The organism is Brevundimonas sp. PWP3-1b1 (assembly GCF_049896065.1).
Taxonomy (GTDB): domain Bacteria; phylum Pseudomonadota; class Alphaproteobacteria; order Caulobacterales; family Caulobacteraceae; genus Brevundimonas; species Brevundimonas intermedia_B.
Window position 1 is genome coordinate 227399 of sequence record NZ_JAFCTO010000002.1, and the last position, 11603, is coordinate 239001.

Consider the following 11603-nt stretch of genomic DNA (forward strand, 5'->3'; position numbering starts at 1 on the left):
CACCGCATCGAGCCTTGCTGAGCGAGAACGATGCGGAACGACGATGACCCTAGCTGAAACCTCCCTGTTCGAAGACCCCGACTGTCGCACCGCGCCAGCCAAACCGCTCGCTCGTGAACGCGGCGGCGCCCGCGACGTCATCGTGCCCATTCCCGCCGACTTCCGCCTGGCCTCGGGCGAACGGCTGAACCAGCCCAATATCGTCGGCCGCCTGCACGGCCGGATCGGCGCGCCCGTCGTCGTCGTCGCCGGCGGCATCTCGGCCGGCCGTTTCGTTCACCGCACCGAGACCAACGGCCTGGGCTGGTGGTCGGGCGCCGTGTCGGTGCGCGGCCCCATCGACCTGAGCCGGTTCCAGGTTCTGGCCGTCGACTTCGCCCCCGGCGCCGAGTTCCTGGAAACCCCTGTCACCATCACCACCCACGACCAGGCCCGTCTGCTGGCCCTGGTCCTGACCCATCTGAAGATCGAGCGGGTCTCCGCCTTCGTCGGCTGCTCCTACGGCGGCATGGTCGGCCTGGCCTTCGCCGAACTGTTCCCCGACTGGGCCGAGCAGCTGATCGTGGTCTCGGCCGCCCACCGCGCCCACCCCCAGGCCACGGCCTGGCGCGGCATACAGCGCCGCATCCTTCAGTTCGCCGTCGCCGCCGGTCGCCCGGAAGAAGGCGTCGCCCTGGCCCGCGAACTGGCCATGACCACCTACCGCACGGCCGAGGAATTCCACGACCGGTTCGAGACCACCGCGCCCGACGCCGTCGGCGGCGCCTATCCCGTCTGCGACTATCTGACGGCGCGGGGCCAGGCGTATCGCACCCACACCACCCCGGCCCGCTGGCTGTCGATGTCCGACTCGCTGGACCGCCACAGCGTGACGCCGGAAGCCATCACCACCCCCGTCACCCTGATCGGCTTCACCTCCGACCGGCTGGTGCCGATCGACGACATCCGCGAGCTGGCCGCGCGGTTGCCGACCCTGTGGCGCTTCGTCGAAGCCCCCTCCCTGTATGGCCACGACGCCTTTCTGAAGGAGGACGCCTTCGTCGGCGACATCCTCCGCGCCGCCTTCAAGGATATCAAAGCATGACCCGCCGTCCCGCCGACCCGCACACCATCGCCGCCCGCACGGGCGTGGATACGGACACGGCCCACGGCGCGGTCATGCCGCCGCTCTATCTGTCGTCCAACTATTCCTTCGCCGGTTTCGAGCAGAAGCGGAAATACGACTACAGCCGCTCGGGCAATCCCACGCGCGACGTCCTGGCCGAGACCCTGGCCGAGCTGGAAAGCGGCGCCGGTTGCGTCATCACCGCCACCGGCATGGCCGCGGTCGACCTGCCCCTGGCCCTGCTGGAGCCCGGCGACCTGCTGATCGCCCCGCACGACTGTTACGGCGGCACCTGCCGCCTGCTGAACGCCCGCGCCAGGAAGGGTCATTTCGACCTGCTGCTGGTCGATCAGGGCGATCCCGTCGCCTTCGAGGCCGCCCTGGCGCTGAAGCCAAAACTGGTCCTGGTCGAGACCCCGTCAAACCCCTTGCTGCGCCTGGTGGACGTGGCCGACATCTGCGCCCGCGCCCATGCGGCCGGCGCCAAGGTGGTCTGCGACAACACCTTCCTGTCGCCGGCGCTGCAGAACCCGATCAAGCTGGGCGCCGACTTCGTCGTCCACTCCACGACCAAGTTCATCAACGGCCATTCCGACGTGGTCGGCGGCGCCGTGATCTCGGCCGACGCCGAGGATCATCAGACCCTGGCCTGGTGGGCCAACTGCACCGGCGTGACCGGCTCGCCGTTCGACGCCTATCTGACCCTGCGCGGCGTGCGGACCCTGTTCGCCCGGATCGAGCGGCAACAGGCCACGGCGGGCAAGATCGCCGAACTGCTGGACGCCCACCCGGCGGTCAGGGTGGTTCACTATCCCGGCCTGGCGTCCCACCCCAACCACGCGCTGGTCGCCGCCCAGCAGGCCGGACCGGGCGCCATGCTCAGCTTCGAGCTGGAGAGCGGCACGGACGCCGTGCGTGACCTGGTCGAGGCGCTGGAGATCTTCACCCTGGCTGAATCCCTGGGCGGGGTCGAAAGCCTGATCGCCCACCCCGCCACCATGACCCACGCCGCCATGACGCCGGAACAGCGCGCGACCGCCGGCATCGGCGACGGTCTGGTGCGGCTGTCGGTCGGGCTGGAGCATGTCGAGGACCTGATCGCCGACCTCTTCCCGGCTCTCGACGCCGTCATCCCGGCCAAGGCCGAAGCCGCGTAACTTTTTGCTTGCAGGAGGGGCCGAACCGGGGCAAATGCGCCGCCCCGGCCGCGGTCCCTTCGTCTATCGGTTAGGACGTCAGGTTTTCAACCTGAAAAGAGGGGTTCGACTCCCCTAGGGACTGCCACCGGACTTTAGATCACGGACCGTCGAGCGATCGCTCCGGACCCGGATTAAGATTTCAGTAACTATTTTGTTCGGAACCGGGCAGTAAGCCTTTCGATTCATGGACTTTTTTCGGACGCACTCAGGAACTATCCACAGAGCCTGTGGTTAACCCGTCGTTAGCTCGGCGCAGAAGCGCCTCTCCCCTCCTGAACCGAGACACTGAATGTTCATCGCCATCGCCCGTCCGGCGGTGGAGCCTCAAGGCCCCGACGCCGTCGCCGTCCCCGGCTCCCCCGCCATCGTCGAGATATCGCCCCGCGCCCTGCACGCGCGCCTGCTGGAAAACGCCGCCCTGCGCCGGATGCGGGGGCTGGAACGCCGCCGCGAACAACGGCTCGAAGACGCCGACTACTGGCTGCACGCCGCGCCCATGGCGGTTCGCAAAGCCAGCGCCCTGCGCGAAGAGCGCAGCTTCGCGCCCCTGCCGTAAGACGCCGGCCAACACCACCGCCCGTCATCCTCGCCCTTGTGGCGAGGGTCCAGACTCCCGGTGCGTCCGCAGGGTGCGCCATCGTCGATGCCGGGCGTATGGATCCTAGGCACAAGGCCTAGGATGACGGAATTGCAGGGGAAAACCTATCGCAGTTCGGGCGTCCGGCGCCTCAGAGAGGCCTTCAGCTTCTCCAGCTTCTGGCCCGCCGACTTGGGTCGCACGCGCTTGCGGTGCTCCAGCCCGCCGCCCCACAGGGCATGGACCGGCGCATCCAGATGCGGATGGCGGTCGTGCTGATGGACGATGGGGCTGAACCCGCCGTCGGGATTGACCACCTTGCCGTCCGCAAAGGTCAGAGTGTCGCCCGGCGTCAGGCCCAGGGTCGCCACGCGGCCGTAGTTGGGTCGGATCGACGCGCCGACCAGCCCCTGATGGATCGCCATGTTGAAGCCCGCCTGATCGGCGCCGAAGGCCCCGCCGAACTCCGAACGCGGCGTCGCCGCCAGCGACAGGATCAGCCGCGACAGGCGCGAAACCTCGGCGCGCGGCCCCAGGATCGTGCCGACGCACAGGCAGGCCTTGTCGGCCAAAGACGCCGCGATCCCCTCGCCGAACAGGGCGCGCAGGTATTTCATGTTGAAGGCGTGATCGGCCAGCGGCGCCTCGGCCTCGACAAAGGCCTCCAGACCCTCGGGCGCCGGCGCGAACGGCGCGGCCTGAAAGATCACGTCGCGCACGTCGCACGCCAAGGCCGCGCCTGGACGATCCCCCAGCATACCGGCGAAGGCCACGAACCGCTGCATCACCGGATGGGGCGCCCATCCGCGCCAGACCGGCGCATCGACGGCGATCACGTCGTGCTGGGCCAGGAAGGCGCGCAGGGCCGGCTCGGCATCCACGACCAAGGCGACCGGACCGTCGAACACGGCCCGTAACGACAGGACGAAGGGCGCGATGTCGGCGGCGTCGTATCCGGTGGCGTAGCCGACCACCACGTCTCCGTCCGGCAGCGGCTCGAACCGGCGTCCGACCTCCAGCGCCTGGGCCAGCCAGTCCAGATAGTCCGACCGGACGGCCCCCTGTTTCATCGCGTCAGCGCGGGCCCATCAGGTCGGCGAACCGGTCGAACAGATACAGGCTGTCCGCCGGGCCGGGCGAGGCCTCGGGGTGGTGCTGGACGCTGAAGATCGGCTTGTCCTTGACCGCGATGCCGCAGTTGGTGCCGTCGAACAGGCTGACGTGGGTTTCGGTCACGGCGTCGGGCAGGCTGTCGCGATCGACGGTGAAGCCGTGGTTCATCGACACGATCTCGACCTTGCCGGTGGTCAGGTCCTTGACCGGATGGTTGGCGCCGTGGTGGCCCTGTTCCATCTTCACCGTCCGGGCGCCCAGGGCCAGGGCCAGCATCTGGTGACCCAGGCAGATGCCCATCAGAGGCTTGCCGCTGGCGACCAGTTTCTGGATTTCCGGCACGGCGTATTCGCCGGTCGCCGCCGGATCGCCCGGACCGTTCGACAGGACGACGCCGTCGGGATTGCGGGCCAGAACCTCTTCCGCCGTCGTCGTGGCGGGCACCACGGTGATCTTGGCGCCGGTCGAGGCCAGGGCGCGAAGGATGTTGCGCTTCACCCCATAGTCGATGACGACCACGGACTTGCGGCCTTCAGTCTTCGGGTGACCTTCCGGCCATTCCCACAGGCCCTCGTCCCATTCGAACGCCTGAAGCGTCGAGGCGGGCTTGGCCAGATCCAGGCCGACCAGCCCGGTCCAGGCGCGGGCCTGGGCGATCAAAGCGTCCAGGTCGAATTCGCCGTTCGGATCATGGGCGATGACCGCGTGCGGGGCGCCCTTGTCGCGGATGATCTTGGTCAGGGCGCGGGTGTCCACGCCGGCTAAACCCACCACGCCGCGCCGCTTCATCCAGTCGTCGAAACTAGCGTCCGAGCGATAGTTGGCAGGATCGGTCGGCACGTCGCGGAAGATGGCGCCCCGCGCCGAGGTGTCCGAACCGCCGCCGATCTGTTCGATGTCTTCCACATTGGTGCCGGTGTTGCCGACGTGCGGGAAGGTGAAGGCCAGGATCTGGCTCATATAGGACGGGTCGGTCAGGATTTCCTGATAGCCGGTCATGGCGGTGTTGAAGACCACCTCGCCCAGGGCCGAACCGACGGCGCCGACGCCGATCCCCTGCAGGACCGTGCCGTCGGCGAGCGCGAGGACGCCCGTGGCGCCCGGAAGAATCTTCGTCGTCATGGGCGCGCTCCTACACACGAATCCGGCCCGAAAGGCGGCCGAACGCAAACGGCGGCGTCGTTAAGCCCTGCAGTCGCCGGGGTCAACGACCATCGGTGATGGAAGCCGGTCCGATCAGCTGGAAAGTCGCCGTCGCCCCGCCCTGGGCGTGCGGCGCCAGCCACACGTCGAACAGCCCCGGCTCGATGCGCCAGGTCTCGTCCGCCCCGATGAAGCCCAGCTGGCGCGGGTTCAGGGTGAAGGTCACCTTCTCGCTCTGGCCCGGACGCAGCGACACCCGCTTGAAGTCCTTCAGCAGCCGCCCCGGCTGGGTCAGGCTGGCGACCCGGTCGTGGATATAGAGCTGCACCAGCTCCTCGGCCGCGCGCGATCCGGTGTTGGTCACGGTCACCGCGACGTCCAGCGTTCCGGCCCACTGGAGCTTGTCGCTCTGCATCTCAATCAGCCCGTAGCTGATTGCGCCATAGGTCAGGCCATGGCCGAACGGATAAAGCGCCGTATTGGGCGTCTCGCGATAGCGGGACTTGTATTCCTCGGTCGCCAGATCGGGATTGGCCGGGCGACCCGTCGTCTTGCGGTCGTAGGAATAGGGCTGCTGGCCCGACTTGTGCGGGAAGCTGATCGGCAGACGCGCCGACGGGCCGTGATCGCCGAACAGGACGTCGGCGACGGCATGGCCCATCTGTTCGCCCAGGAACCAGGTCACGACGATGGCCTGGGCGTTCTTCACATTGCCTTCCAGCGCCAGGGCCCGGCCGTTGCGCAGCAGGATGACGATCGGCTTGCCCAGGGCCGTCATGGCGTCGACCAGCGCCATCTGCGGCGCAGGCACGACGATCTCGGTGCGCGACTGGGCCTCGCCCGACATATTGGTCGCCTCGCCGATGGCCAGGACGATGACGTCGGCGTCGCGGGCGGCCGCAATAGCCTGTTCGATGCCGCCGGCCAGCGGCGTTTCGACGCCCGAACCGCGCGCGATGGTCAGGCGCTGGGGATCGCTCATGGCCGCACGGAAACCGGCCTCCAGCGAGACGCGACGCTCGGGCGCGCCCCAGATGGTCCAAGGCCCCCAGACATTGTCCACGTCGTCGGCGAACGGGCCGATCAGGGCGATCTTCTGGCTCTTGTTCAGCGGCAGAAGACCATTGTCGTTCTTCAGCAGCACGACCGACTTGCGGCCCGCCTCGCGCGACAGTTCGATATGTTCGCGCGCGCCCACCACGGCCTTCTCGCGCACCGGATCGGTGCCGCGGTAGGGATCGTCGAACAGGCCCAGCGCCGCCTTGGTGTTCAGGACGCGGCGCACCGCCTCGTCCAGACGCGCCATCGACACCTCGCCCGAGGCCACGAGGCCGGGCAGATGCTCCAGATACAGGCCCGACACCATGGACACGTCCACCCCGGCGTTGAACGCCAGGCGCGCGGCGTCGCGGCCATCCTCGGCGAACCCGTGGGCCACCAGCTCCTGCTCGGAGGTGTAGTCGGAGACGACGAAGCCCTCAAAGCCCCATTCCCCGCGCAGGATGTCGGTCAGCAGCTTGCGACTGCCCGACGCCGGCACGCCGTTCACGTCGTTGAAGGCGCTCATGATCGACAGGGCGCCGGCGTCCACCGACGCCTTGAACGGCGGCAGGAAGACCCCGCGCAGCGTCTGCTCGCTCATGTCGGTGGTGTTGTATTCCATCCCGCCGACGGCGGCGGAATAGGCGGCCATGTGTTTGGCGGTGGCCAGGACGGCGTCACGGTCGTCCAGCCCCTTCTCGCCCTGGAAGCCGCGCACGCGGGCGGCGGCCAGCAGGTTGTTCAGCAGCACGTCCTCGCCGGCGCCCTCGACGTTGCGGCCCCAGCGCTGGTCGCGCGCCACGTCCACCATGGGGGCGTAGGTCTGGTGCACGGCCGACGCCGCCGTCTCGATGGCCGCCGCCCGCGCGGTGCGTCGCGCCAGTTCGGTGTCGAAGGCTGCGGCTTCCGCCAGCGGCACGGGGAAGATGGTGGACAGGCCGTGGATCACGTCCGCCGCGAACAGCAGCGGGATCTTCAGCCGGCTTTCCTCCATCGCCACCTGCTGGATGCGGCGGCCCGTCTCGGCGCCGATGCCGTTGAACAGGCTGCCGACCTTGCCTTCGCGGATCAGGGCGGTGACACGCGCGGGATCCCCCGTGCCGTCCAGCGGGTTCACCGCCGTGGGCATCCACCGGAACGGATCGGCCAGCAGGTTCAGCTGTCCCGCCTTCTCCTCGACCGTCATGGCCGCGATCAGATCCTCGATCTTCTGGCGGTGACGCGCGACGGTGCGGGACGCTTGGGCGGATACAGGCATGGGGAAAACTCCGGCGCCCATCAGGGCCAAAAGCCCCAGGCCAGACAAGAAATTTCTACGGGAAGCCGCAGGCTTGAGAGGTCGCGTCATACGGGTGGCGCTCCTTCAGAGGAAAAAATCGAGCAGCGAGCGCGCAGGCCTAGCCTCTCGCCCCCGGCGGCTTCAACCCCCGCCCCCGATGTAAATCGATGTAACGCCTCGGTGCGCGGTCACGCCGCGTTTCATCCCCCCGCCTCATCCCCCCGCCTCATCCCAAGGCGATGTCCAGGAACATCATCCCCACCAGGCCGATCATCAGACCGATCATCGATCCCTCGCCCTTTGACTTCTCGCGGGTTTCGGGAATGATCTCGGCGGTGACGACATAGATCATGGCCCCGGCCGCCAGCCCCAGGCCCCACGGCAGGGCGCCGGGCAGCACATCGACCACGCTGGCCCCGATCAGGCCCCCGACCGGCTCGACCAGACCAGAAGCCAGCGCCGCCAGGAACGAAGGCCAACGCCCATAGCCCAGGGTCGCCATCGCCGCCGAAACGGCCAGCCCCTCGGGCATGTTCTGGATGCCGATGCCCAGCGCCGTGGACAGGCCCTGATGCATGTCGCCGCCGCCGAAGCTGACGCCCACGGCCGCGCCCTCGGGGAAGTTGTGCAGGGTGATGGCGATGATGAACAACCAGATGCGCCGCGACAGGTCGCGCGATCCCGCCGGGCCGATGGCCAGCATGTCCACCGGCGCAAACCGGTTCATCAGGCCGATCACCGTCGCCCCGATCAGCACCGCCGCCGCCATGACGCCGGCCGCGGCCGCCTGGCTGGCCCCGCCGGCCTGCAACACGTCCACGCCGGGAATGATCAGCGAGAAGAAGGACGCCGCCAGCATGACCCCGGCGGCGAAGCCCAACAGGGCGCTCTGAGTCTGAACCCCGGGCCTCTTGATGAACAGCAGCGGCGCGGCGCCGACCGCTGTCATCATGCCCGCCGCCAGACTGCCGAGGCCGCCCGCCGCGATGGGGGCCAAGCTGCCGGAGGCAGGGAAAAGAGATTCCATCATTCGCCTGCATTGCGGTGCGATCCGGCAAGAGACAAGCCCCAATACTCGCGTTAGAGAAACCGTCATGTCCCAGGCCGTCGCCCTTCCCCCGAGCCCAAGCCGTGGAGCTGACGCTGCGTCGGCCCTGGCGGCCGCGCGGCGCGTCGTGGTCAAGATCGGTTCGTCCCTGCTGATCGACGCCGCAACGCGCCGGCCGACGCACGACTGGCTGGCCGCCGTCGCCTCCGATCTGGCGGCGTTGAAGGCCGAGGGGCGCGAGGTCATCGTCGTCTCGTCCGGCTCCATCGCCCTGGGGCGCGGCCGACTGCCGAACCTGGGCGCGCGGCTGGAGGACAAGCAGGCGGCGGCCTCGGTCGGTCAGTCCCTGCTGATGGCCGCCTGGTCCGAAGCCTTGGCCCCGCACGATCTGGTCGTCGGTCAGGTGCTGTTGACCCGCGACGACACCGAACGGCGCCGGCGCTGGCTGAACGCCCGCGCCACGGTCGAGGCCCTGCTGACCCACGGCGTCATCCCCATCGTCAACGAGAACGACACGGTCGCCACCGAGGAAATCCGTTACGGCGACAACGACAGGCTGGCGGCGCGCACGGCCCAGCTGGCGCGGGCCGATCTGCTGATCCTGCTGTCGGACGTGGACGGCCTCTACACCGCCGACCCGCGCCGTGATCCGAGCGCCGCCCACCTGCCCCTGATCGAAACCCTCAGCCCCGACATCCTGGCCATGGGCGGGGGCGCCAACGCCGATGCGGGCGTGGGGACCGGCGGCATGGCGACCAAGTTGGCGGCGGCCCAGATCGCGCGCTCGGCCGGCTGCGCCACCATCATCGCCTCGGGCCAGACCTTGTCGCCCCTCTCGGCCGTGCGCGACGGCGCCCGCGCCACCCTGATCGCCGCGCCCGACGGACCGATGGCCGCCTACAAACAGTGGATCGCCGGCAGCCTGTCGCCGGCCGGAACCCTGACGCTGGACGCCGGCGCGGTCACGGCGCTGAAGGCCGGCAAGAGCCTGCTGCCCGCCGGAGTCACCGGCGTCTCCGGCGGCTTCGAGAAGGGCGACTGCGTGCGCCTGATCGACCCGGACGGGCGCTCGGTCGGCGTGGGCCTGGCCGCCTACGCCGCCGACGAGGCCGCGCGCATCCGGGGCCGCCGTTCGGACGAGATCGAGGCGATCCTGGGCTATCGCGGGGCCTCGGTGCTGATCCACCGCGACGACATGGTGCTGGACGACCGATGACCGATCTGACGACCCGAATGTTCGACCTGGGCCAGCGCGCCCGCGCCGCCGCAGCTGCCTTGCGCGAGGCGCCGGCCGCCGCCCGCACCCGCGCGCTGGAACGCTTGTCCGCAAAGCTGGCGGCGGCCGAACCCGCCCTCCTGGCCGCCAACGCCCGCGACGTGGAGGCCGCCCGCGCCAATGGCATGACCGAGGCCCTGATCGACCGGCTGTCGCTGACGCCCGCCCGCGTCGCCGGCATGGCCCAGGCCGTCGCGACCATCGCCGCCGTGCCCGACCCCCTGGGCGTCGAGACCGAACGCTGGACCCCCGCCAACGGCCTGGACATCGCCCGCGTCCGCACCCCCATCGGCGTCCTGGGCGTGATCTACGAGAGCCGCCCCAACGTCACCGCCGACGCCGCCGCCCTGTGCATCCGCTCGGGCAATGCGGCCATCCTGCGCTGCGGTTCGGACTGTCTCCAGTCGTCGCTCGCCATCGCCGCCCTGATCGCCGAGGCCCTGGCCGAGGCGGACTTGCCGGCTGACGCGATCCAGCTGGTCGACACCCCCGACCGCGAGGCCGTGGGACTGATGCTGACCGGGCTGGCCGGCGCCATCGACGTGATCATTCCGCGCGGCGGCAAGAGCCTGGTCGCCCGCGTCCAGGCCGAGGCCCGCACGGCGGTGCTCAGCCACCTGGAAGGCCTGAACCACACCTATCTGCACTACGCCGCCGATGTGGACGCCGCCCGCGCCATCGTCCTGAACGCCAAGATGCGGCGCGTCTCGGTGTGCGGCGCGACCGAGACCCTGCTGGTGGACCGCGAGGGCGCCCGACGCCTGCTGCCCCACGTCGCCGCCGACCTGCTCGCCGCCGGCTGCGAACTGCGCGGCGACGCTGACGCCTGCGCCCTGGTCCCCGCAATGGTTTCGGCGACGGAGGCCGACTGGACCACCGAATATCTGGCGCCCATCCTGTCGGTGCGGATCGTGGACGATCTGGACGCCGCCACCGACCACATCGCCCGCTACGGCTCGGGCCACACCGAGGCCATCGTCACCACGGACACGGCGGCCGCCGAACGGTTCGCGGCGCGGGTGGACAGCGCCATCGTCCTGATCAACGCCTCGACCCAGTTCGCAGACGGCGGCGAGTTCGGCTTCGGCGGCGAAATCGGCATCTCCACCAACCGCCTGCACGCCCGCGGCCCGGTCGGCGCCGAACAACTGACCACCTACAAATACGTCGTGCGCGGCCAGGGCCAGATCAGGCCCTGACTTGCCTGATGTAAGGAAATTCCTTACCTTCCTCCCATGATCAAGAGCCGCCTGACCTCCAAGGCCCAGACTACCATCCCTCAGGCCGTGCGCGCCGCGCTGAGTCTGCAGGACGGTGACGAGTTGCAATACGACCTGGACGGCGACCGGGTGATCCTGCGCAAGGCCCGCAGGGCGCCGGCGGACGATCCCTTCGCGGCGTTCGACGAATGGGACAGCGACGCGGACCGCAAGGCCTATGCCGGACTTTGAGCGCGGCGACGTCGTCCGCGTCCCCTTCCCCTACACCGACCGCAGCACCCGCCAGCATCGCCCGGCCCTGGTCGTTTCCGATGGGCCGCTGGGCGACGGGGACAGGCTGTTGTGGGTCGTCATGATCACCAGCGCGGACAACCGGCCGTGGGCGGACGATGTGCCGTTCGGCGACAGCTATGCCGACGCCGGACTGCCCGCGCCGTCCGTTGTCCGCCCCGCCAAGATCGCGGCCATCGACGCTGCCGTGGCGACCCACCTCGGCCGCATCGACGACGAGCGTCTGGCGCGGACGATGGCTGTCATCCGCGCCAACCTCTGACGTTCACGCCCTCCCGGCCTCAAGTAGCGCGAAGCGCGATAGGCCCAGC

Annotated in this window: 11 protein-coding genes and 1 tRNA gene; 8 read left to right on the forward strand and 4 right to left on the reverse strand. The window is 69.4% G+C overall.

Annotation, left to right across the window (positions count from 1 at the left end; genetic code table 11):
• Positions 1–43 precede the first annotated feature (43 nt).
• The 4 genes from metX to ACP69V_RS12960 all read left to right on the forward strand — a co-directional run bounded on the left by metX (position 44) and on the right by ACP69V_RS12960 (position 2860).
• Positions 44–1084 carry a homoserine O-succinyltransferase MetX gene (gene metX / locus ACP69V_RS12945; protein ID WP_426024246.1) on the forward strand — a complete coding sequence of 347 codons (1041 nt, stop codon included), beginning with the start codon at positions 44–46 and terminating at the stop codon, positions 1082–1084.
• Positions 1081–2262, forward strand: a complete 1182-nt coding sequence (metB, locus tag ACP69V_RS12950; RefSeq protein ID WP_426024247.1) for a cystathionine gamma-synthase — start codon at positions 1081–1083, stop codon at positions 2260–2262. Before metX ends, metB begins: the two co-directional genes overlap by 4 nt.
• A 52-nt stretch (positions 2263–2314) precedes the next feature.
• A tRNA-Glu gene (locus ACP69V_RS12955) sits at positions 2315–2389 on the forward strand.
• Between the two features lie 204 nt (positions 2390–2593).
• A complete protein-coding gene (locus ACP69V_RS12960) occupies positions 2594–2860 on the forward strand; it encodes a hypothetical protein (protein WP_135194771.1) in 267 nt (88 codons plus the stop codon).
• Between the two features lie 146 nt (positions 2861–3006).
• Here ACP69V_RS12960 and ACP69V_RS12965 read toward each other — a convergent pair whose 3' ends face one another.
• The 4 genes from ACP69V_RS12965 to ACP69V_RS12980 all read right to left on the reverse strand — a co-directional run bounded on the left by ACP69V_RS12965 (position 3007) and on the right by ACP69V_RS12980 (position 8484).
• Positions 3007–3951 (reverse strand): hypothetical protein, encoded by a 945-nt coding sequence (locus tag ACP69V_RS12965; protein ID WP_426024248.1) that lies wholly within the window; start codon positions 3949–3951, stop codon positions 3007–3009.
• Between the two features lie 4 nt (positions 3952–3955).
• The gene (carA, locus tag ACP69V_RS12970; RefSeq protein ID WP_426018435.1) at positions 3956–5116 is read right to left on the reverse strand and encodes a glutamine-hydrolyzing carbamoyl-phosphate synthase small subunit; all 1161 of its coding nucleotides are present in this window, start codon (positions 5114–5116) and stop codon (positions 3956–3958) included.
• Between the two features lie 82 nt (positions 5117–5198).
• Positions 5199–7436: a glycoside hydrolase family 3 N-terminal domain-containing protein gene (locus tag ACP69V_RS12975; RefSeq protein WP_426024249.1), complete on the reverse strand. Its 2238-nt coding sequence runs from the start codon at positions 7434–7436 to the stop codon at positions 5199–5201.
• 247 nt (positions 7437–7683) lie between these two features.
• Complete coding sequence (locus ACP69V_RS12980) at positions 7684–8484, reverse strand: ZIP family metal transporter (RefSeq protein WP_426024250.1); 801 nt, start codon at positions 8482–8484, stop codon at positions 7684–7686.
• Positions 8485–8551: 67 nt separating this feature from the next.
• Between ACP69V_RS12980 and proB the strand changes: the two genes are divergently transcribed.
• The 4 genes from proB to ACP69V_RS13000 are packed head-to-tail and all read left to right on the forward strand — an operon-like array spanning position 8552 to position 11554.
• Positions 8552–9721 (forward strand): glutamate 5-kinase, encoded by a 1170-nt coding sequence (gene proB / locus ACP69V_RS12985; RefSeq protein ID WP_426024251.1) that lies wholly within the window; start codon positions 8552–8554, stop codon positions 9719–9721.
• Positions 9718–10980 (forward strand): glutamate-5-semialdehyde dehydrogenase, encoded by a 1263-nt coding sequence (locus tag ACP69V_RS12990; RefSeq protein WP_426024252.1) that lies wholly within the window; start codon positions 9718–9720, stop codon positions 10978–10980. Before proB ends, ACP69V_RS12990 begins: the two co-directional genes overlap by 4 nt.
• A 36-nt stretch (positions 10981–11016) precedes the next feature.
• On the forward strand, positions 11017–11232 hold the full coding sequence (locus ACP69V_RS12995; RefSeq protein WP_426024253.1) for an AbrB/MazE/SpoVT family DNA-binding domain-containing protein: 216 nt from the start codon (positions 11017–11019) through the stop codon (positions 11230–11232).
• Positions 11219–11554: a type II toxin-antitoxin system PemK/MazF family toxin gene (locus ACP69V_RS13000; RefSeq protein WP_409718273.1), complete on the forward strand. Its 336-nt coding sequence runs from the start codon at positions 11219–11221 to the stop codon at positions 11552–11554. The genes ACP69V_RS12995 and ACP69V_RS13000 overlap by 14 nt, the downstream gene beginning before the upstream one ends.
• The last annotated feature ends 49 nt before the right edge of the window (positions 11555–11603 follow it).

Coding starts and splice junctions, on each gene's coding strand:
- metX (WP_426024246.1), top strand. CDS start 44: ATGACCCTAGCTGAAACCTCCCTGTTCGAAGACCCCGACTGTCGCACC.
- ACP69V_RS12960 (WP_135194771.1), top strand. CDS start 2,594: ATGTTCATCGCCATCGCCCGTCCGGCGGTGGAGCCTCAAGGCCCCGAC.
- ACP69V_RS12990 (WP_426024252.1), top strand. CDS start 9,718: ATGACCGATCTGACGACCCGAATGTTCGACCTGGGCCAGCGCGCCCGC.
- metB (WP_426024247.1), top strand. CDS start 1,081: ATGACCCGCCGTCCCGCCGACCCGCACACCATCGCCGCCCGCACGGGC.
- proB (WP_426024251.1), top strand. CDS start 8,552: ATGTCCCAGGCCGTCGCCCTTCCCCCGAGCCCAAGCCGTGGAGCTGAC.
- carA (WP_426018435.1), bottom strand. CDS start 5,116: ATGACGACGAAGATTCTTCCGGGCGCCACGGGCGTCCTCGCGCTCGCC.
- ACP69V_RS12975 (WP_426024249.1), bottom strand. CDS start 7,436: ATGCCTGTATCCGCCCAAGCGTCCCGCACCGTCGCGCGTCACCGCCAG.
- ACP69V_RS12995 (WP_426024253.1), top strand. CDS start 11,017: ATGATCAAGAGCCGCCTGACCTCCAAGGCCCAGACTACCATCCCTCAG.
- ACP69V_RS12980 (WP_426024250.1), bottom strand. CDS start 8,484: ATGGAATCTCTTTTCCCTGCCTCCGGCAGCTTGGCCCCCATCGCGGCG.
- ACP69V_RS13000 (WP_409718273.1), top strand. CDS start 11,219: ATGCCGGACTTTGAGCGCGGCGACGTCGTCCGCGTCCCCTTCCCCTAC.
- ACP69V_RS12965 (WP_426024248.1), bottom strand. CDS start 3,951: ATGAAACAGGGGGCCGTCCGGTCGGACTATCTGGACTGGCTGGCCCAG.